Origin of the sequence: Erwinia sp. OLFS4 (assembly GCF_002752165.1) — a bacterium.
Lineage (GTDB): Bacteria > Pseudomonadota > Gammaproteobacteria > Enterobacterales > Enterobacteriaceae > Izhakiella.
The window spans coordinates 1-21,122 of the sequence record NZ_MOMB01000062.1 but is presented as its reverse complement, the minus strand read 5'-3'; the positions used below and the strand labels follow the sequence as shown (position 1 = coordinate 21,122).

The window sequence follows — 21,122 nt, the reverse complement described above, 5'->3', positions numbered from 1 at the left end:
AGGTTTTCACCAGGTATTATCGTTTCCATACGCCAGTCAGTTATTGGAGCCGGTATGTCCCATACACTAGAAAAATCGTCCTTTACCTTTGAAGGCATGCAGGTCGGGTATTATCACGGCGGGAAAGGTAAGCCGCTGATGATGATTCATGGTTCCGGACCCGGGGCATCCAGCCTGGGTAACTGGAGCCGGGTACTGGAACCGCTGAGCCAGCACTATCGTGTTTATGCAATGGACCTGATCGGTTTTGGTATCAGCGATCGTAACCGCCAGCAGCCTGCTTTTGACTTTGAGATGTGGGTACGCCAGGCCAGGGCGATGCTGGATCTGATTGATGCACCGCAAATAGGTGTGATTGGGCACTCGCTGTCGGCGGCGATTGCGCTGAAGCTGGCCTCTGCTGACCCGCGCATTTCAGCGGTGCTGACGACCGGGGCAATTGGTGCACCTTTTACGATTAATGAGGCAACCCAGCGGGTCTGGCGCTGTCCAACCGACCGCCAACAGCTGATTGCCACCCTGAGTACTTTAATTCACGATGCTTCCATTATTGATGACAGTTATATCCGCGCACGTGAGCCGGTAGTATTTGCCGCCGGCTATGCGGATTATTTCAATGGAATGTTTTCCGGTGATCAGCAGCAATATGTACAAAAAACAACGCTGAGTGATGACACCCTTAGCGCGATTAATTGTCCGGTATTAATGTTGCATGGCCGAAATGATATTCCGTTTCCGGCGAAAACTTCAGAAATACTGGCCGCAAAAATTAAATATGCAGATTTACAGATTCTTTGTGAATGTTCACATTCTGTGGCATTTGAACGAAGCGCCGCTTTTATTGCCGCCGCGAATCAGATTTTTATTTAATAATCTGTTGGCTAACTAAAGGAGGATAACGCACTGATAAAATAAATACTGGTTAATTCGCTATTTGCACACACGCCGAATTTTATTTTTAAACATCCTTTTACCAGGGGGGATGCGTCTGTCCCTGAGTTTTTAAAATGAGGAAACAATAATGAACGGGCTGTCTCTGTCTAAAAAGAAAACTGCATCTTTACGTTTAACCTGTTTTATTGCATCAGTGATGTTTTCTGCCTTAATCAGTTCACCGGCAAAATCTGCAGAGGACCGGCTGGTTGGATTAATTCCGCCACTCAAAGCTGATAAACCTTTTAAGCTTGCGGTGACGGTGGTGCATCTTAATGATGATTTTTATAAAGGCATTATTTACGGCATCACTGACGAAGCAAAACGTACCGGCGTGAATGTGGTACAGGTGTCGGTTGCCGGGGCTTACGGTAACGTGCGCGAGCAGTTTGCCCAGCTGGAAGCCTTCAAAAGTATCGGTGCCGACGTTGCGGTGCTGGCACCGGCCGCTTTTAACGGCTTTGACCCCATTATCAAATCACTGAAAGCCGGGGGAATGAAGGTGGCTTCGGTTGGTATTCCGGTCAACAGTAAAAATATCGATTTCGGGGTGCTGCAGGATGACAGCTACATCGGCAAGCTGATGGCGGATGCGGTTTGTAAGGCCGCGGCGAAACCGAAAAAAGTGGCCATGATCCCCGGTCCGGCTGGTGCCGAATGGGTGCGTCTGCGCTATGAAGGCTTCAAAGCTGAAGCACAAAAATGTGCCACGCCGATAGCGGTTATTGATTCGGCGTTCGGCGGCGGAATTGAGTTGCAGGAAGGTCTGTCAAAAGCCTCTGACCTGATGCTGCGCAATCCTGACGTCAACTTTATTTATACTCCGCAGATTACCTTAGGTATGGGTGCGGTGCAGGCTATTCGCCAGCAACACCGCGAGGCTACCGTGGTCAGTTCTGCCATGGTTAAACGCGCCGTTCCCATGATTGAAGAAGGCAAAATGCTGGCAGTGGTTTCCGAACCTGGCATTCTGATGGGCCGGCTTATTGTTCAGTACGCGATCCGTGAGATGGAACACAAGCCACTGCCTAACCTGTTACCTGCCGGCAGTGATGGCCTGAGTTACGCACATTATAACGTGCCTAATAAGGTACTTGAGAAGGATAACGTCGCTACTCATCCCTTTGAAACCTATGAAATTGCACCGGCGGACTGGAAAGTTCCGGCGATGCAGTAAGCCTGTCAGAGGAGAGAAGCACATGCCTAACATACAGCCGGCCAGCAACACCGATTCACCGTTGCTGCGCATCAGCGGATTATCTAAACGATTTGGTGCCACCCAGGCGCTAAATAATGTCTCGCTACAGTTTGCTGCCGGTGAAGTGCACTGTGTGCTGGGTGAGAACGGCGCCGGAAAATCGACTATTGGCAAAATTGTTAGCGGACTCTATCCGGCGGATGAAGGCAGCATCTGGTATGACGAACAGCCGGTGGCTTTTAGCAGTTCGCGGGAGGCGCGTCATGCAGGCATCGTCATGGTGTATCAGGAGCTGTCGCTGGCGCCCGATCTTTCCGTCCGGGCCAATTTGTGGCTGGGTGCAGAACAAGGAAAAACGCTTCTCTCCCTGACCCGCAAAGCGCATGAAACCGTGCGCGTGCGGGAAGTCCTGGCGCAGCTTGGTCTGGCCGACATTGATATGGAAAGCGCGGTTGGCAGTCTGCCGGTGGCGGTTCAGCAGCTGATAGAAATTGGTAAATCGCTGATGTCACAGCCGCGGCTGATTATTTTTGATGAACCAACTGCCATGCTGGGTGCGGTAGAAAAAGAAAATTTTTTCAACGTATTACGTCGTCTTCGTCAGTCGGGTATCGCCTCGGTGCTGGTTACGCATCATATCGATGATGTGCTGGCGGTGAGCGACAAAGTCACCATTATGCGCAACGGACAGGTGGTGGATGCGTTTGCCGTTAACCGCGATGTCACCGCTGAGGTCATTGTGGCGCGCTTAACCGGTAAAGCCGCTGGCAGTCATCGTATTGAAAATCAGGGGAAACAGAAGTTTGCCCCACTGCTTGATTTTGAAAATCTGCCGGTTAGCGGCGGTGGTCATCGGGTATTTAGCGTCGGTAAAGGCGAGGTGGTCGGGATATACGGCGTGGTGGGTTGTGGTGGTGATACGCTGCTGCAAAATCTGGTGGGGTATATTGCCACACCGCGCAGTGCCTCAGTGCGCTTTCGTCTGGATGGCTATGAATGGCGGCCTAAAAGTGTTGTTGAGGCACTGAAAAAAGGCGTGGCCTGGCTGCCGGCCGGCCGGGCCAGTAACTGCGTCTATCCGACGCTGTCAATTGAAGAAAATCTGATGATGAGTCAGCTCGGTTCGCTCACGCTGGCCGGGTTTCTGCGTACCGGTCGGGTGGCGGCAAGCGCCGATCGGATTTTGCAGCGCTGTGGCGTTAAGTTTGCCGATAAGCGTGAACGGCTAACCAGCCTGAGCGGCGGTAATCAGCAAAAAGTACTGCTGGCCAGGGCAATGGCCAGTGCCAGAAAACTGCTGGTGCTGGAGGAACCCACCGCCGGGGTGGATATTGACGCCAAATATAAAATTCATCAGCGCATTCGTGCGCTGGCGGCGCAAGGCGTATCAGTGATGCTGCTGTCGAGTGATTTAGCCGAAACAATGACGCTGTGTGACACCGTCTGGACCATGTTTCACGGCAGCATTGTTAACACCTATTGCGCCCCGGACGAACACGATAAGGCGTCCATTATTGCCGACGTAGTGGGTCAGAATAGCGTCGGCGCCGAAAACCATGAATTAAACGATATGCACAAGCGGGAGTGGGTGTTATGAACACAAGCCGGGATGTGGGCCTGATGGCGTCAGAAAAAAATACCAGGAGAAAGGTGTTCTCCCTCTCTGACTGGATGTTGCCGCTGCTGGTGGTTGTGGTTGCTGTGGTGACTGGCATTATTCAGCCGCGTTTTTTATCGGTCAGTAACGGTATCAATCTTGCCTGCCAGCTTGCGCCATTACTGATTATTTCACTGGGCCAGGCGGTGGCCGTGATTCGTGGTGGCCTCGATCTTTCCCTCTCTTCTGCGATGTCGCTGGCCGGGGTGGCGGGGGTGATGGTGATGAATCAGTTTGGTGTCAGCGCCGGGCTGGTCACCATGTTATTAACCGGAACCCTTACCGGCGCGGTGTCTGGCATGCTGATTTCCTTTTTCAACACCTCGCCGCTGGTGATTACGCTGGGAATGCTGTCGGTTGCCCAGGCGTTTGCGCTGATCCTTTCCGGCGGCGTACCTATTTATGATGTGCCCGCTGCCTATATTGATGCGGTGGGTTACGGCACGTTGCTCGGGCTGCCGGTGATGGTATGGATTGCCTTTGCCCTGACGGCAGTGATTGGCCTGCTGCTGAAATTTACTCTGTTCGGGCGCTATGTCTATGCCATGGGTTCTAACGTTTCGGCTGCTTCAAAATCAGGGATCAACGTACGTTTTAATACCGTACTGGTCTATATGGTGAGCGGTTTTTGCGCCGGCACTGGCGCCATTGTTCTCACGGCCTGGACCAGTTCTGCACAGCCGATTGCGGCAGCAAATATGACCCTGCAATCGCTGGCCGCCGTGGTGCTTGGCGGCGTGGCCCTGACCGGGGGGGCCGGTGATTTGCGTCAGGTGATTACCGGTGTGGTGGTGCTGACACTGCTTTCTAACGTGATGAACATGGTGGGCGTATCGGCTTATTACCAGACGCTGGCTGTCGGCGTGGTGATTATTCTGGCGGTGATTCTCGATCGCTTCCGCCGGCGGGAGTCGCACTGATATCTCCGTTAATACCCATCAGAAAAAGCGTTTATTAACAATGAAATAATTAATCCTGTTAAATGGAGTGTGGTTATGTCTGCAAATGTTCAATACATCAATCCGGAAAATGGCAGCCCTGCGCAAGGACTCTATTCCAATCTGACCAGAGTGCGCAGTGGTGACCTCTATTATATTTCTGGCCAGCTGGCGGTAGGCAGTGACGGCAGCGTGGTTGGTAAAGGGGATTTTGATGCGCAGTTTGCTCAGGTATTTAAAAACCTCGGTGATGTGCTTGAGGCGGTCGGCTGCGATTTTAACGATGTGGTGAAATTTAATACTTATCTGGTGGCTTCCCAGCATATCGATAATTTTATGAAAAATCGTCAGGCGCTTTTTCCGCAGCTGTTTGCTTCTTCAGATTACGCCCCCAACACCCTGCTGGTGGTGAATCGACTGGTCAAAGAAGATTTTCTTATTGAAGTCGAAGCCGTGGCGCGCGCGCGCGACTAATTACCGTTTTCAGGAAAGGATTGATTATGAAGTTGGTTAGTTATTATTACCAGGATAACACACATATTGGCGTCATTGATCATGACGGAAATATCATTGATGTCACGGAGATTGCGCAGACCAATGATATGAACCTGCTGATTGATCGCTTCGCCGAGCTGAAAGGTCGTCTTACCGACTGTTGCGAAGGTGCCAATCGGGCCGCGTTATCACCGCAGAAGGTCCGCCTGCTGGCGCCGATCCCAATGACCCGGCGTAATATTTTTTGCGTCGGTAAAAATTATTATGCTCATGCACAAGAGTTTGCCAGCAGTGGCTATGATTCCAGCGCAGCGGCCGGCAATGTGCCGGCACATCCGATTATTTTCAGTAAGCCAGCGACCTCGATCAGTGGTCCGGACGATGCCATTGACAGCCGTCTTGATCCGCATAATTCGCTGGATTATGAAGCTGAACTGGCGGTAGTGCTGGGAAAAAGAGGGCGGGTGACTGACCAGGACGACCCGCTGTCATACATTTTTGGTTATACGCTGATAAACGATCTGACTTCGCGTTTTTTGCAAAAGCAGCATAGCCAGTGGTTGCTGGGAAAAGGCATTGACGGCTTTTGTCCTATGGGGCCGGTTCTGGTTACTGCCGATGAGTTTGGCGAGCCTGGCCGTCAGGAAATTCGTTGTACGGTGAATGGCGAATTGCGTCAGCAGGCGCAAATAGCCGATCTGATTTTTACTATTCCCACATTAATTAAGACCATTGGTCAGAACATTACTTTACTACCTGGTGATGTGATTGCTACCGGCACACCGGCAGGCGTCGGCCTCGGTTTTACACCACCTCGTTATCTGAAAAAAGGCGATAAGGTAGTGGTTTCAATGAATGAAATTGGTCAGCTGGTCAACACCATTATTTAATATAAACAGGATGAGATTATTATGGCTAAGATTGTTAGTGCAATCAGTATGTCTCACGTGCCTGGCGCGTTAGGTTGGGCCGATGCACCTTCAGCAGAACAACGTCAGCGGCTGGCAGAAATACATGGAAAATTAAAGAAGTGTATTGATGATACCAAGCCTAATTTAATTATTGCCTTTTTAGATGATCACTTTGAAAATAATTTTCGTAATATGATGCCAACCCTGGCCGTCCCGGTTAGTGATGCCAATATTGGTCCGGCAAAATATATGATGGAAGCGCTGAAGTTTGACCGCCAGCATAGTATTGCCAGTAATGCTGATATTGCCAGAATGCTTCATGAGAAGTTAATTCATGGTGGTTTTGAAGCCGCCCGGATGGGGCCGATTGAATACGGCAATAACCTGATGATGCCGTTAGTATTTATTAACCCGCAATTCAATATTCCGGTGGTGCCGATATATATCAATGTTTTTTCACCGCCGTTAATGCCTTATTCCCGCGCCTATGACCTGGGGTTAAAAGTGCGTGAAATTATTGAACAGCTGCCCGACGACTATCGCGTTCATTTTCTTGCGACCGGGGGACTTTCCCACTGGCCACCGGTGTGGACTGAAGGCGCCCCGGAGGATGATGAGCTGCTGCAGCGCATGAAGGTGTATCAGACGATTGGCAAAGATGCCCTGATTAACGACCCGTCGCTTTATACCGATTTTGCGCAGTATGAAATTGAGATGATGAGCCGAATGGAGTGGCCGCTGGGTAATAGCCACCCGCTGGTTAACGAAGAGTGGGATCGCGAAATGCTGGCCCGTTTTGAAGCCGGTGACGTTGAGTATATGCGCGCGCTGACTTATGACGAAGTGGAGGAGCGTGGCGGGCATGGCGGCCATGAAGTGCTTAACTGGGTCGCACTGATGGGGGCGATGAAGGGGGCGCGTCCGGATTATGTCGCTTATGAGTCGGTACCTGAATGGATAACCGGAATGAGTTATTTAGCCTATCCCGGCCAGTCGTAAGAGGACAAAATTATGGCACGTATAGCAGTTGTTGGTGCAGGAATGGGCGGTCTGGCCTTTGCCGCTGCAATGAGAAATAGCCGGCACGAGGTGACGGTTTATGAACAGGCCAGCGAACTGGTTGAGCTTGGCGCCGGCATTTCGTTATGGGCGAACGGTACGCGCTTGTTTGACGAGATGGGGATTGCGGACGCGATGGCGGAACAATCCTGCGAGACCGAAGTGGCTTTCTTTCGTAATGAAGATGGCAGTGTCGCCGGATCGCAGCTGCTGGCACGTGAAAACTGGTACCGTAATGCCTATGGCTATCCTTACTATGGTGCTTTTCGTACCCATTTGCAGTCTGCTTTGCTGGAGGTGGTTGGACGCGAGAGAATTCAGCTGGGCAAACAGCTGGCCGGGCTGGATGAGTCGGTAGATGAGATAACGCTGCGCTGGGCCGACGGAAGCAGTAACCGTGCCGATCTGGTGGTGGGGGCCGATGGTATTCGCTCAGTGGTGCGTCAGTATGTCAGTCCGCAAGCTGCACCGGTTTTTACCGGCAATAGCGCGTTTCGCGGGCTGGCGAAAACCGCAGAACTCGACAAGCTACCGGAACCGCGTTCTTTCACTGACTGGATGGGCGACGGGATGCACGTGCTGAATTTTCCGGTGGGTAAGAACTTTGAATATCAGACCATTGTGGTGTTTATGGATGGTCCGGAAAAGTGGCAGCATGAAGCATGGCGAGTTCCGGCTGACGCGGAAAGCATCAGAGCGAAATTTCACGGCTGGCATCCGGCAGTGGCTCAGCTGCTGCAGCACGTCAACCTTGCTGAACGCTGGGGCATGTTCCAGGTCAGTCCGATGCAGTCATGGCATCGCGGGCGCGCGGTGCTGATTGGCGATGCGGCCCATGGCATGATGCCACATCATGGTCAGGGAGCGATCTCTTCTTTTGAAGATGCGGTGGCGCTGTGTCATGTTCTCAACGACAGCCGCATCAGCTCGATTGCTGAAGGGCTGGCTCGTTACCAGCAGGAGCGTAAAGCACGTGGCGAAAAAATCCAGCAGTCGTCACGCAGCCTGAATGATTGCCTGCATTTGCCGCCGGGACAGGCTCGCACCGAACGTAACGCCGTGCTCAATAGTCTTGACCGGCATTTTTCCTGGTTGCACAGCTACAAGCTGGGTGTGTAAGCGCATGACCGGCGGCTACTGTGTTATAGCAGCCGGTTACCGCAGTCAGTGATGGCTCAGCTTTGGTTATTGACCAGCTCAGTAAGAAGATCGTTGACGCCATCGCTCATTGCGCTAAAGCGGGTTAACGCGGAGCGGCTGACCACCACAAATACCCCAATATTGTATTCCGGCACCATGGCGATATAGGTGATGAAACCGCCCCCGCCACCGGTTTTTTCTATAATACCGGGCCGACCGTCGCGCGGCGCCATATATACCCAGGCCAGCCCCAGCGCATCGGCTTTGCCCGGCACATCCATGCCTTCCACTACCGACAACTGGTTACGTTTATAAATGAGTGTTTGTAGCCGGTCGACCTGTGGCGAGCGAGCATGCACATCAGAAGAGAGAAACTGCTGCATCCAGCGACCCATATCGTCCGGTGTCGAGTACACCCCGCCGCTGCCAATTGCCGCCAGGGTATTATCGCAAGGACTGGCGCCTTTTGCCGGGATCATCAGGCGGTCGCACTGCTCCGGTGAAGGGGTAAAGGTGGTGTCTTTCATACCGAGCGGACGGGTGATTTCATTTTTCAGCAGCACGGGATAAGGCTGGCCCGCGGCCCGGCTCAGGGCATCCGCCAGTAGATCAAAAGCCAGGTTTGAGTAGGCAGCACGTTCCCCCGGCGGCGTTTTCAGCCGGGCATGATTCAGCCAGCGCCAGCGCTGATCGTGGGTTGGCCAGACGAATACCGGGCGTGGCCAGTGACCGCCTGGCTGTTCGCGCGGCAAGCCGCTGGTGTGGGTTGCCAGATTGAGCAGGCGGATTGTCTGTCCACCATAGGCCGGTACGTGGTAGCCCGGCGGAGCATATTTGCTCAGCGGATCGTCAAGGCGCAGCATGCTTCGCTCTGCCAGTTTGATCATCACTTCACTGGTCATTAGTTTGCTCAGTGAGGCGATGCGGATCAGGGAGTCTTTTTGCGGCCGGATATTATTACCCGGACGGGTTTCACCGTGGCTGGCAAACACCTTCTGGTTACCATCAATAGCCACCAGGGCCATACCGGTGGCAGCGCTGGCATAAAAAATGTGTTCCGCGTAGCGATCGACAATCTGTGAAGCCAGTAGCGGGTCTGGTGGGGTGACCGCCGGCCTGGCCAGTCCACCAATCGGCAGTGCGGCGGCGATCAGGGAAAATAATAGGCAAAGACGCGATTTCAAACTGGTTAAATCCTTGTCGTTAAAATAAAAAATTCATTTTAGTGTCGTGGTGCTATCTGCCTGGCAACGGGCAGAGCAGGATGATTTTTTGCCATTCCACGCTTAACCGGAAGGGTGTACATGGTTGCTCGTCTTCGTCTTCGTCTTCGTCATCATAGTCATCATGGTGCTGTTGCTGGCGTTGGCAGCGGACTAACCTGCAGGCTGACCAGACCAATACCCAGCTTGCGTGAAGGTGATCCGTCGCTAAAACCCTCATTGGTTGATGTCGGCGCCGGGGGCGTCAGGGTAATTTCACTGGCGGCATCCGGGTTGTCCAGCGTCAGAGTGACCTGTTCAACGTCGTCGGTCAGCATCACCGTCTTGCTGACGCTACCAACTCGTATTGTCAGCGGTTTATGAATGTTCTCACCAAATGCGCGCGCTTCCATCGTCAGGGAAAAACGTGCGGGTAAAGGCTGTTGAAAACCAATGCGTACGTCCGGTTGCAGGTTAGCATCCGACCAGCGGCCCCAGCTTTCCGTCTGCGACAGCCCGCTGATATGGGCGACGCCATCGGGCATACCTGGCAACCAGAACAGAATTTTATCACCGGGATATTTCAGATCGTTGTCGGCGACGCGCAGCTGCTGCTGTACTTGCTGATAGCGGGTCGCCTGCGGACGGCTATCTGCTGGCATCGTAACCCGGCCACGGCTTATTCCTTCGCTTACCGGCGAAATCTCTACGCTGGCGTTCAGCTGACCGCGGGCGAGACAATACTGGGTATTGGTGGCCAGCTGCGGATTCCAGACATTGCTCATTTTGTAGCAGCGATCGATCCAGACAAATTTTTCATCCGCCGGGAAACGGCTGAGTTGTTTTTTCAGTGAATCGGAAAGGTAAACATCAAAATGGGGTTCAATTTTATCTTTTTTTATCGCCAGCAGCAGCGGCAGGCGAAAATCCACCCCGGCGACGCTCAGGGTGTTTTGCCCGGTGTCAATCTGATAGTCGCTGAGAGTTTTCGGCAGATTCCACAGCTGGATAACGTTGGCTTTCCACTGGGTTATTTTTTCTGCCAGATTCAGATAGCTGACGCTGAGAGATGTGGCTGACAGGCTGCTACGTCCAAGGCCGATAAAGTTATCCCCCCCCATAGCGTCCAGCACCGTTGCGCCGTTATCAAGCGTACTGCGTTTTGTTGCAATGATTTTGCTGTCGGGGCGATCGCCACGTAGCATAAAAAACAGGTCGCGACGTTCGTGTTGATTAAGGTATTTATAGGCGGTGTTGTTCATGGCCAGATGGTCGGAAGACACCACAATAATGGTGTTTTTAAAGCCCGGAGTCCGCTTAATTTTGTCAATCAGGGCGGCGATGTGCTGCTGACTGCAACTGACCGCAGCAAATGATTTATTCGGTTTGCCGGCAAAGTCATAACTGCGCCGGCTACAACTGCGTGAAATAAAACCATCGGGATGATGGGTATCTACGGTCAGCGCAAACAGGGCAAAAGGCTTATCGGTTGCCGAAAGCTCGACATATTTGTCGTAGACCAGTTCAAGCAGGGTATCGTCATACCAGCCCCAGTCATTACGGTAGTCAGGATCTTTCACCAGCGGTTTTAACTCATCGAATCCGTACAGATGCTGAAAGCCGTGGGAAGAGAGAAAAGTATCTTTTCTGGCAAAGCGCAGGCTGGCACCCTGCAGGAAATAATTCTGATAGCCAGCCGCTTTGAGAATGTCGCCAAGACAGATATTACGCGGATAAAACGTCGACAGCGCGCTGGAGGCATTGCCATCAAACGGAGCAAACAGCGGTATGCCACATTGTGAAGCCACCATACCGGCAATGGTGTAATTGGTGCCCGGCAGCTGCTCGGTGTTGCTGAAATCGAGGCTGTTTTCTTTTATTGCATTCAGTTCCGGCGTCAGATTGGCAAAGGCTTTATCATCAAAGTAGGTGCGTTCAAGACTTTCTGCATAGATATAAATCAGATTGGGCCGCTGACCTGGTCGCAGCCTTTTGGCCGGTTGTTTGTAGTGGCTATAAAAGTCGCTGTCACCGCTTGATAGCTGTGATTGCACCAGCCGGCTGACCTGCTGATAGGCCGGCGCGGTTTCTATTGAGGCAATAATCAGCAGCAGTGCCGCCAGGCTCCATAGACGGCTGTGACCGGCAGGTTTACGCCGGCGCAATAGCCAGGCCAGTAACAAAAACAGTATCACCAGCCCCAGTATCAGTCCGCCTGCCGGCAGCAGGTATTTGTGGATACCGGCACCGCTCAGGCTGCTGGTGACGGTGTAGAGCACCGCATCGTTGATACCTTCGCCGGTAAAATAATTACAGGCAAATAAAATAGCATTAAGCAAAACGTACAGCCCGGACAGCGTCAGGATTAGGCTAAACCAGCCTTTATGATGACCCGCTTTACTGGCATACAGAAAAACTGCGCTTGCAAACAATCCCAGAGACAGCCATCCAGATTGCATTTCGCTGAGTTACTCCCCAAAAGGTAAACGGGCGCACTGCCCTGTGTGCCGGTGATAAAAAGACAGGAACGAAGTAATTTACCCGATGCATAATATGTTGACAATATAATGACCGGATAGGGATTTGTCTGTGACAGGTGTGCGGGAAGAGCGGCGCGACTGTTCTGATTAACGCCATGATTTAGCTTGTCATTATTGACAATGCGCTGGCGATTTCATCTGTTAAATATCTATGTTGTCGCCTGAATAACTATTATTCATCTGCTTACGACAGAAAATAAACTTCTTTTTGCCGGCCAGCGTCACATTTTTCTTCGCTGGCGGCAGTAGTGCAGTTTGTCTGATGCGGTTGTGAGTCAGCTGCGAGCGATGAAAAGCCGGCAGGCCGGCGCATGGTAGCATTACCGACAGGATAGCCAGCGGTAATGCTGCCGGCACGATTACTGACTGTGGGTTAAATCGAGGCTATCGTATCCACGCAGGCGATAATTCATCATCGATATCAGCCAGCAGAGGACAAAAATGCCCACTACCCAGAAACCCAGATTCCCCATCTGATCATTGAGATCGCCGATCAGTTGCCAGAACGCGCCTTGTCCATTGAGACGATCGCCGAGCAGACCCAGCGCCTCAATGCCGCCGATAAAGAGCGCAACGATGACGGAAGCACTGGTGATGGTCATATTGTAGTAAAGCTTGCGCGCCGGACGGGCAAATGCCCAGCCGTAAGCGCCGACCATGATCAGGTTATCTGCCGAATCAATCAGCATCATGCCGGAGGTAAACAACGCCGGGAATAGCATCAGTGCCCACAGATCCATCCCTTGCTGCGCGCTGGCGGCGGCAATGCCCAGCAAACCGACTTCAGTGGCGGTATCAAAACCCAGTCCGAACAGGAATCCCACCAGGTACATTTGCCAGCTATGGTTGACCATATTAAATAATGGTTTAAGCAAACGTGTCAGGACTCCGCCAGCAGAGAGCATCTCTGGCGACAGTTCATCATTGAGCCTGCCCTGTTTTAGCAGGCGAAATTTTTGCCAGACGTCAAATAAAATCGCAAGATTAATGAGCCCGATAATCAGCAGGAACAGGGCCGAGACCAGCGTGCCGATAACGCTGCCAATCGCATGGAAATTTTCCAGCTGCTGGCGGAACAGCAGTGTTGTGGCGGCAATGGCGGCTGTTGCAAGAATAACAATAGTGGAGTGGCCGAGCGAAAACCAGGCCCCTACCGCCACCGGGGTATTGCCTTGCTGCATCAGTTTACGCGTCACATTATCGATAGCCGCAATGTGATCGGCGTCCAGCGCATGCCGCAGGCCAAAGCTCCATGCCAGCAGTGCGGTGCCCATCAGGGCGGCGTTGTGTCGGAATACCAGAATGCTTAGCAGCCAGACCAGCAGATTAAGCGTAATCAGTCCGGACAGTAATAAGATAGCGCGACGGCGGGGTAACGCCGCCAGGTGTAGCGAATGCGTAGTCATCATATTCTTCCTGAAAAATGTTAAATTCCTTTAGGTGGCCGGGTCGAAGGAGGAGTAATCCATTGATTAGCCAGTAGAAATAACCATGAGACAATAACAAACGGCATTGTCAGGGTTGGGATGCCTAACGGTTTGAGCAGCGTATTGAAGGCCCCCTGCATCAGCACGGTAAACACCACTCCGATTAGCGTATAACATAGCGTTTTAACACTGGGCTGGTTGAATACCGAACCCAGTGCAATGGCAGTGAGAACCGGACTGAAGGCATACATGCCAGAGGCAATTGGCTGGCTGTTGGCGCCGGCCAGCATGGCAATCAGTACGGCGATAAGTGAGCCTATTACTGCCAGCATCATTGCCCAGCGTGAGGAGACGCCCAGTCCCAGCAGGAACAGGACGCCACCCAGAGGGCTATGGCATAAAAACACCTGAGAAATACCATCCAGCGTCGCCGGAATAATCACGCCGGCATGCGGTGTTTCTCCCGGGTGAGGCACCGATACCGGTAACGGTTGTGGCAGAGATAAGGGCGCTAAATTTAAGAAAGCGTAACTGGCCAGTAGCAGCGTCCAGGTGGTTAACACAAAAGGCGCGGTCAGCGCAGCGATATGCCAGGTTTTCAGCAGACGATTGACTCCCAGCGTGATAATCACTGACATCAGCGCGCTAAAGATAACGCCTAGCCACAACCATGGCGAAGGGGCCAGAAAACCCGGTAATGCCGCCCCTACCAGACAGCCGTTATAGCCTAGCATGCCGCTGTTCAGCGCGGTTTTGTTACTGACCAGCAGGCGTGCTGCAAGCGTGGCTATCAGGGTTGATAGTAAGCATCCCCAGGCAATTTGCAGCGCGCTGGCTTGCCAGGCGCTGACGAAAACCGCGGCGAAAAACAACAGACCGGTCAGGGGATTATTCTGGAACATCACCTGACTGTATCCGCGCAGTATCCCGTCGAGCCAGTGCAGTCCCGGATAGCGGTTACACCAGGTTAACCAACGTGTTTTTTCTTCCATCATATCTGTCCGGCATCAGGCCTGACGCCAAAGAAAAGGCGTGGGGACTTTACTTCCGGTAATGATTTCGCGCGCGATTTGCCAGAACAGCAAAATGGCAGACTTCACCTGACGCGTTTCGTTACCGAGTACTTTAAAAACTAAGCCACACTGGTTGGGTAACAGGCTGGCTCCATAGGCGATGCCCGCTGTCGCGTCATAGCATGGGTGAAGGCGGGTCAGTATTGCCTGGTGGTGGTGTTCCGGCGTCAGCAGAATAACGTTACCACTGACATGGAAGTCCGCCATAATGCCAGCGCCGTTAAGCGACTGGCGTTTAGGTTCCAGTAGGTAATGTTCGCTAAACAGGGCGTTGCCACTCAGATCCTCGGCTTCGGTGCGGGCGGAATAGATATCAAACTTAAAACCGCCATCTGCCGGATGATATTTACGCCCGCACATCAGCACTTCGCTATAAAGCAGCGTTGCACTGGGGTGGCAAAACAACTGTGTTGAGGAAATAAAGCGCGCATTGTTATGAAGAATCAGCGGCTCCGGCAGTACCTCGAGATAACTGTTTTCCCGCAATGTTATCTGCTGTATCTGGGCGGCATAATTGTGGGTCATTGACTGAATTTTGGTGGCGGATTGTGTCGTGATATGGGCGCAGGCACCCGGTTGCATATCAACATCCAGCGCCAGCCGGTCCCCCTGTAAGATGCCGCCTGAGGTGGTAATCAGAAACAGACAAGGCATATCTGGTCGCGCTTCATCCCAGTAGAGCGGTCGTTGTACCAGAAACGGTGAACGATAAGACAGGTGCGCCAGCAAACTGCGTTCACCACGACGAATAAATCGCAGGGACAGATAACCATTTTTCCCCGGCGACCCCACCGCCATCTGCGGCGGCTGTTGCTGATAGGCAGCGAAAGCGCGCGTGGAGGTGCCCAGCCGGGCAAGCTGTTGTTGTACCTTGCTGATCGGGTTCATGAAGCCACCTGCTGGGGATGCGTAAACAGGAAGTCATGCAGGATAAGCGCCAGTAACGCATCGATTCCTTCACCCGTTTTGCAGTTTGTCAGCACATACGGGCGGCTACCGCGAACCTGACGGGTGTCCTGCTCCATCACGTTCAGGCTGGCACCGACATAAGGCGCCAGATCAATTTTATTAATAACCAGAATATCGGCCTGGACCAGGCCTGGGCCATTTTTACGCGGTATCTTTTCGCCTTCTGCAACGTCAATAATGTAGATATAAAAGTCGGCAAGTGCCGGGCTGAATGTGAGCGTCAGATTGTCTCCGCCGCTTTCAATCAGCATCACGTCGCTGTCGGGGAAGCGGGCTTCCATCTCTTCGACGACGGCAATATTCATGCTGGGATCTTCGCGCACTGCGGTGTGGGGACAGGCGCCGGTTTCCACGCCGATAATTTTCTCTTCGTCCAGAATACCTTTTAAGGTGCGCCTTACCTGTTTGGCATCTTCGGTGGTAACAATATCATTGGTAATAATCAGTGGCTTGATACCCAGTTCAAGCAATCTGGGGGTAATCACTTCAATGATGGCGGTTTTACCGCAACCAACCGGGCCGCCAATGCCTATGCGGGTTATTTTTTTCATGGTCGTTTCTCCTTAAACTTGATTAGCTGCTAAATAGCCGGGTCCATGCGTTGACATGCAAGGCCGCGAGGATATCGCTGGCGGGTGCCCAGGATGCCATTTGTGTGATATCACCTTGTCCGGCAATATCACACAGGGTTTCTGTTTCATTCAGCACGGCAAACAGAATGCGCTGCGTTTCAAGATGGGTAATGCGCATCAGCCGTAATGCGGCACTCAGCAAGGTCACGGCGACGCCATACAGACTGATTACCGCGACCTCACGCGGTGCAATATCCATCGCACTCATGACTACCGCCTGCGTGATGGCATAACTTCCTGGGGTTTTTTGTGCACGGATCTGTGCCAGCCACCATTCGACTAACGGGCTGTCAATATTCAGCACGGCGATTTCTGCCAGTTTTTCCCCATGCGCGTGATCATTACCCGGCTCTCAGCATTCAGCTTGCGATTAAACAAGGCCTGGTCATGCTGCAGGGCGGCGTGTTTATCGCCTTCTCTCAGCGCCCGGCAGCAGGAGACCGCGGCCCGTACATCGCCGCTGGCCGCTTGTTGTAATGCCTGTCGTGTAAAATCACGCAGCGAATCCGGGTCTCTGACGACACCGGACTGGATAGCAGACTCAATGCCGTTAGAGAAGGCAAATGTGCCGACTGGTAGCATGGAGTCACTAAACTGTATGATCCTGATTAGCCGGAGTGCGTTCATGGCAAGGACGTGGGCTGTATGGTCAGTGGCTGGGAGGTAACATGTACATGCGTTGAGGTATCTTCTGCACCGGCAAACAGCACGCGTGCCTCTGCCGGGGTTAACCCGGGCAGCAGCATTTCACCCTGTACGCAGGCAAAGGGAAACTGACTGAATCCATGACTTTTTAAAACTGACTCAACCATTTTGCGCGGGACGGTCAGGGGAATAAACACCCGGTTATCTTTGAATAGCGCTTTCCAGTGCTGATTGCCTAACGCATGCCCTAAGGTAAAGCAGGTGGCCATCAATTGCGTCACCGCGCCTTGCAGTAAGCCAGGATAAATCACCAGCACTTCCAGCAGCTTTAATTCAACAATAACCATCAGTTGCTGACTGGCATCCCATAACAGCACGTCACCATCTTCCAGCGGCTGATTGCGGTCTAACAATATGCCTAGCTCCAGTCCGCCAAGCGTGTGTTTACGGCAGCGGCTTTTCTGTGCTTCCCACTGTGATAACACCAGCCTGTCGGGGGTTAACGTATGCATGCGTTGCGCCCAGAAGTTCTCTTTGTTGACGTTACCCAGTACGCGTTCAACGATCTTCATTGTTACCTCCTTAGCTGAAAAAATAACGCTGGTTAAGCGCCACAGATTTTGCCGCAGGGACGGTGACGTTCAGGCCATTCACCGTCACGGCAAAGGTTTCAGGGTTAACATCAATCTCTGGCGTCTGATCGTTGCGCACCATGGTTTTTTTACCAATTGCACGGCAGTTTTTTACTGCACTGAGCTGACGCGTCAGGCCCAGACGTTCGCCGATATCGTTATTCAGTGCGGCACGGGAAACAAAGGTGAGACAGGTGTCCTGCAGTGTTTTACCGCAGGCACCAAACATCGGCCGGTAGAAAACCGGTTGCGGGGTGGGAAGGGAGGCGTTTGGATCCCCCATGGCGGCCCAGTTGATCATGCCACCTTTAATCACCATTTTCGGCTTGGCAGCGAAAAAGGCGGGTTCCCACAGCACCAAATCGGCAAATTTACCGACTTCAACTGAGCCGACCCGATCGCTAATGCCCTGCGTAATGGCCGGATTAATGGTGATTTTGGCCACATAGCGTAATACGCGGAAGTTATCATTATCTGCACTGTCTTCGGGCAGTTTGCCGCGCGCTTCTTTCATGGCGTGGGCGGTTTGTACCACCCGTAACCAGTTTTCGCCAACCCGGCCCATTGCCTGGGAATCGCTGGAAAACATTGAAATGATGCCCATGTCGTGCAGTACATTTTCTGCTGCAATGGTTTCCGGGCGCACACGGCTTTCAGCAAATGCGACATCTGCCGCTACGTTAGGGTTGAGGTTGTGGCAAACCATAATCATATCGAACAGTTCAGACTGACTATTAATGCCAAAGGGCAGGGTAGGATTTGTTGAACTGGGGAGAACATTAGCCAGCGATGCAACCTTGATAATATCCGGGGCATGCCCGCCACCGGCACCTTCGGTATGAAACGTATGAATAGTACGACCTTCAAAGGCATCGATAGTATTTTCCACGTAGCCACCTTCATTCAGGCTGTCGGTGTGCACCGCAACCTGAATGTCCATATCATCGGCGATACGCAGTGCCTGGCGCAGGGCTGAACCGGTCGCGCCCCAGTCTTCATGTACTTTTAAACCTGCGGCGCCGGCCAGAATCTGTTCTTCCAGTGGGGCACTGCGAGCGGCGTGGCCTTTACCCAGCAGGCCGATGTTAATTGGCAATCCTTCAATGGCGCGCAGCATGCGATAAAGATTACCCGGACCGGCAGTAATGGTCGTGCCATTGGTACCATCCGTTGGACCAATACCGCCGCCAAAGAAGGTTGTCACGCCGTTAGACAGCGCGTGTTGCACCTGCTGAGGGGAGATAAGATGGATATGGCTGTCAATACCGCCAGCCGTCAGGATCAGATGTTCACCTGAAATAGCATCGGTGCTGACGCCAACAACCATTCCCGGCGTGACGCCGGTCATGATGTTCGGATTGCCGCTTTTGCCAATACCGGCGATATGCCCATTTTTAATGCCGACGTCGGCTTTGATTACCCCCTGACGGGCATCAAGGATGGTGACGTTGGTGATAACCAGATCAAGTACATTGTCACTGGTCATGACGTTATCTGCACCCATGCCGTCACGCAGTGATTTTCCGCCGCCATAGACGGATTCATCACCATAGCCGCGCAGATCTTTTTCAATTTCAATAAACAGATTACTGTCGCCCAGGCGGATCTTATCGCCGGTAGTAGGGCCAAATAAACTGCTATATTCCTGACGGGAAATTACAGGCATCTTTTATCCTTAAAAACACCAGGTGCTATTCAGTTGTTTGATAATTAAGTGCAATGGCGCGTTCAACGGCACATTTTTTCTGCGCACGTTCGCCAAAGGCGACTGGGCTGTATCCTACCCAGCCGTCTGCAAGGTTATTAAAGCCATATATTGTCTGTTTCCCGCCAAAATCGATCAGCGAGACTTCAACTTCATCACCTGGCTCAAAACGCATTGCCGTTGTGGCGGTAATATTCAGTCGTTTTCCCCAGCTCGCACTTCTGTTGAATTTCAGTGCCTGATTGGCTTCAAAAAAATGAAAATGTGCCCCTATCTGAATCGGACGATCTCCGGTGTTCCGGACTTTCAGGCGTGTTTCCGTTTTATCCTGATTAAAGGTAATCGGGGTTTTCGCCAGCAGGTATCCGCCGGGCGGAATCTGCGCCAGTTTTTTTTGATTTTTCATATTTTATATCTCTTAAAAAATATAACCATGCTTAATAACTGCCAGATGATTTATCCTGGTGGCAGGAATTTATTTAATTGGACTGTGTACAGTAATGAGTCGGCTACCATCGGTGAATATAGCTTCAACCTGTACGTTTGGAATTAAATCAGCAACGCCGGTCATAACATCTTCGTGGGTTAATACCTGACGGGCATCATCCATAACCTCTTCAACGGTTTTTCCCTGACGAGCACCTTCCAGTGCTGAGGCGGTGATGATAGCAACGGCTTCCGGATAATTAAGCTTAAGTCCGTTTTTTCTTCGTCGACTGGCTATGTCGGCAACGGCATAAATCATTATTTTTTCCATTTCTCTGGGTGTGAGTTTCATATTTTTCCTCATTAATTTTCAGATTTTTATTGCTTTTTCACTGGTGTTGGTATTTTTTGTTGTTGGAGTGATTTTTATTCATAGGCGGTTTCACCAAGAAGTTTTTGATCAAGATTATCACCCACGATATCTTTATTTATTTTTACCGGAGTAATAGTATCTGCCAGTTTTAAAATAATCAGAGTGGCGACAAAGGACCAGAGTGCGGCAACCAGAACGGCACAGGTTTGTTTAATAATCTGCATTGTTCCACTGTCTACCGGTTTGACTGAACCTGACTGACTCCAGACCATTGAAGCAAATACGCCCACCAGAATAGATCCTGTGATGCCGCCCATGCCGTGTACTGCAAAAACATCAAGCGCATCGTCAATGTGACGTCGTACCAGCAGAACGCTGTAGTAACAAATAATGCTGCCAATCACGCCAATGATTGCCGCCGATTCGAGTGATACGTAGCCTGCCGCTGGTGTAATGGTTGCCAGGCCGGCTACGGCACCGGTCAGAAAAGAAGATAATTTAACCGTACCACAATGTGCCCGGTCGATAATAAGCCAGACAATAGCGGCAAAGGCCGCCGATATGTCAGTGGCAACAAACGCTGAAACAGTGATGGTATTAATCTGAAATTCAGAACCGGCGTTAAAACCATACCAGCCAAACCACAGCAGTCCGGCACCGAGCGCAACGAACGGAATATTATGATCCTGTTGCGTATTAACCATTCTCTTGCCAACGTAAATCGCGGAAGCGAGTGCGGCCAGTCCGGCGGTAGCATGTACCACAATGCCCCCGGCAAAATCGGCCACGCCCCATCTGGCAAAAAATCCGTCGGAACTCCAGATCATATGTACAAAAGGACAATAGACCAGTAATGTCCATAAAGTAATAAAAATCATATAAGCTGAGAAATTAACCCGGTGTGCAAAGGCACCGGTAATTAATGCTGGCGTGATGATGGCAAACATCATCTGATAAACAAAATGGACCAGCAATGGTATACCCGCATGGGTGATGCCTCCAATTAGTAGAACATGTGTTTCTCGATAAACGCTCCAATGACTTTTTCGTGGATCTCAACTGAGCGCGAAAAGCAGATTGTTTTACGAGCCAACCGTTTAATGCGGGTGCGGAGCGTCAGGTTATTACGTTCAATGCGTTGGGTGAAAATTTTGCCCGTCAGATGCT

21 protein-coding genes and 1 pseudogene are annotated in these 21,122 nt (G+C 51.8%); 8 read left to right on the top strand and 14 right to left on the bottom strand.

The window, feature by feature from the left end:
* Positions 1-54 precede the first annotated feature (54 nt).
* From BL249_RS15840 to BL249_RS15805, 8 genes are all read left to right on the top strand, one after another.
* On the top strand, positions 55-870 hold the full coding sequence (locus tag BL249_RS15840) for an alpha/beta fold hydrolase (protein ID WP_099706166.1): 816 nt from the start codon (positions 55-57) through the stop codon (positions 868-870).
* Positions 871-1,021: 151 nt separating this feature from the next.
* Positions 1,022-2,110 carry a substrate-binding domain-containing protein gene (locus tag BL249_RS15835; RefSeq protein WP_099706165.1) on the top strand — a complete coding sequence of 363 codons (1,089 nt, stop codon included), beginning with the start codon at positions 1,022-1,024 and terminating at the stop codon, positions 2,108-2,110.
* Between the two features lie 22 nt (positions 2,111-2,132).
* Positions 2,133-3,728, top strand: a complete 1,596-nt coding sequence (locus BL249_RS15830) for a sugar ABC transporter ATP-binding protein (protein ID WP_099706164.1) — start codon at positions 2,133-2,135, stop codon at positions 3,726-3,728.
* Positions 3,725-4,708 carry an ABC transporter permease gene (locus BL249_RS15825; protein ID WP_099706163.1) on the top strand — a complete coding sequence of 328 codons (984 nt, stop codon included), beginning with the start codon at positions 3,725-3,727 and terminating at the stop codon, positions 4,706-4,708. The genes BL249_RS15830 and BL249_RS15825 overlap by 4 nt, the downstream gene beginning before the upstream one ends.
* Positions 4,709-4,783: 75 nt before the next feature.
* Positions 4,784-5,200, top strand: coding sequence for a RidA family protein (locus BL249_RS15820; protein ID WP_099706162.1), 417 nt, complete (start codon positions 4,784-4,786; stop codon positions 5,198-5,200).
* A gap of 26 nt (positions 5,201-5,226) precedes the next feature.
* Positions 5,227-6,111 (top strand): fumarylacetoacetate hydrolase family protein, encoded by an 885-nt coding sequence (locus BL249_RS15815; protein WP_099706161.1) that lies wholly within the window; start codon positions 5,227-5,229, stop codon positions 6,109-6,111.
* A 21-nt stretch (positions 6,112-6,132) separates the two neighbouring features.
* Positions 6,133-7,131 (top strand): DODA-type extradiol aromatic ring-opening family dioxygenase, encoded by a 999-nt coding sequence (locus BL249_RS15810; RefSeq protein WP_099706160.1) that lies wholly within the window; start codon positions 6,133-6,135, stop codon positions 7,129-7,131.
* A 12-nt stretch (positions 7,132-7,143) separates the two neighbouring features.
* Positions 7,144-8,310, top strand: a complete 1,167-nt coding sequence (locus BL249_RS15805; RefSeq protein WP_099706159.1) for an FAD-dependent oxidoreductase — start codon at positions 7,144-7,146, stop codon at positions 8,308-8,310.
* Positions 8,311-8,366: 56 nt separating this feature from the next.
* On the opposite strand, the gene ampH is transcribed toward BL249_RS15805, so the two are convergent.
* The 14 genes and pseudogenes from ampH to BL249_RS15735 form a co-directional block, all read right to left on the bottom strand.
* Positions 8,367-9,515 (bottom strand): D-alanyl-D-alanine-carboxypeptidase/endopeptidase AmpH, encoded by a 1,149-nt coding sequence (ampH, locus tag BL249_RS15800; RefSeq protein WP_099706158.1) that lies wholly within the window; start codon positions 9,513-9,515, stop codon positions 8,367-8,369.
* 161 nt (positions 9,516-9,676) lie between these two features.
* Positions 9,677-11,992 carry a phosphatidylglycerol--membrane-oligosaccharide glycerophosphotransferase gene (opgB, locus tag BL249_RS15795; protein ID WP_099706157.1) on the bottom strand — a complete coding sequence of 772 codons (2,316 nt, stop codon included), beginning with the start codon at positions 11,990-11,992 and terminating at the stop codon, positions 9,677-9,679.
* 222 nt (positions 11,993-12,214) lie between these two features.
* Positions 12,215-12,430, bottom strand: a complete 216-nt coding sequence (locus BL249_RS15790; RefSeq protein WP_099706156.1) for a hypothetical protein — start codon at positions 12,428-12,430, stop codon at positions 12,215-12,217.
* A 2-nt stretch (positions 12,431-12,432) separates the two neighbouring features.
* A complete protein-coding gene (locus BL249_RS15785; protein ID WP_099706155.1) occupies positions 12,433-13,479 on the bottom strand; it encodes a HoxN/HupN/NixA family nickel/cobalt transporter in 1,047 nt (348 codons plus the stop codon).
* Positions 13,480-13,499: 20 nt separating this feature from the next.
* Positions 13,500-14,495 carry an urea transporter gene (gene yut / locus BL249_RS15780; RefSeq protein ID WP_168174287.1) on the bottom strand — a complete coding sequence of 332 codons (996 nt, stop codon included), beginning with the start codon at positions 14,493-14,495 and terminating at the stop codon, positions 13,500-13,502.
* Between the two features lie 12 nt (positions 14,496-14,507).
* Positions 14,508-15,461 carry an urease accessory protein UreD gene (locus BL249_RS15775; RefSeq protein ID WP_099706153.1) on the bottom strand — a complete coding sequence of 318 codons (954 nt, stop codon included), beginning with the start codon at positions 15,459-15,461 and terminating at the stop codon, positions 14,508-14,510.
* A complete protein-coding gene (gene ureG / locus BL249_RS15770) occupies positions 15,458-16,093 on the bottom strand; it encodes an urease accessory protein UreG (protein ID WP_099706152.1) in 636 nt (211 codons plus the stop codon). The genes BL249_RS15775 and ureG overlap by 4 nt, the downstream gene beginning before the upstream one ends.
* Positions 16,094-16,115: 22 nt before the next feature.
* A pseudogene (locus BL249_RS15765) lies at positions 16,116-16,801 on the bottom strand (urease accessory protein UreF).
* Positions 16,798-17,391, bottom strand: a complete 594-nt coding sequence (ureE, locus tag BL249_RS15760) for an urease accessory protein UreE (RefSeq protein WP_099706151.1) — start codon at positions 17,389-17,391, stop codon at positions 16,798-16,800. Before ureE ends, BL249_RS15765 begins: the two are co-directional and overlap by 4 nt.
* A 10-nt stretch (positions 17,392-17,401) precedes the next feature.
* Complete coding sequence (locus BL249_RS15755) at positions 17,402-19,117, bottom strand: urease subunit alpha (protein ID WP_099706150.1); 1,716 nt, start codon at positions 19,115-19,117, stop codon at positions 17,402-17,404.
* Positions 19,118-19,142: 25 nt separating this feature from the next.
* Complete coding sequence (locus BL249_RS15750; protein WP_099706149.1) at positions 19,143-19,562, bottom strand: urease subunit beta; 420 nt, start codon at positions 19,560-19,562, stop codon at positions 19,143-19,145.
* Positions 19,563-19,631: 69 nt separating this feature from the next.
* The gene (locus BL249_RS15745; RefSeq protein WP_099706148.1) at positions 19,632-19,934 is read right to left on the bottom strand and encodes an urease subunit gamma; all 303 of its coding nucleotides are present in this window, start codon (positions 19,932-19,934) and stop codon (positions 19,632-19,634) included.
* A 74-nt stretch (positions 19,935-20,008) separates the two neighbouring features.
* The gene (locus BL249_RS15740) at positions 20,009-20,950 is read right to left on the bottom strand and encodes an ammonium transporter (protein ID WP_256385424.1); all 942 of its coding nucleotides are present in this window, start codon (positions 20,948-20,950) and stop codon (positions 20,009-20,011) included.
* A gap of 8 nt (positions 20,951-20,958) precedes the next feature.
* The coding region (locus tag BL249_RS15735; RefSeq protein WP_241898819.1) for an IS1 family transposase at positions 20,959-21,122 on the bottom strand (164 nt) is incomplete at its 5' end.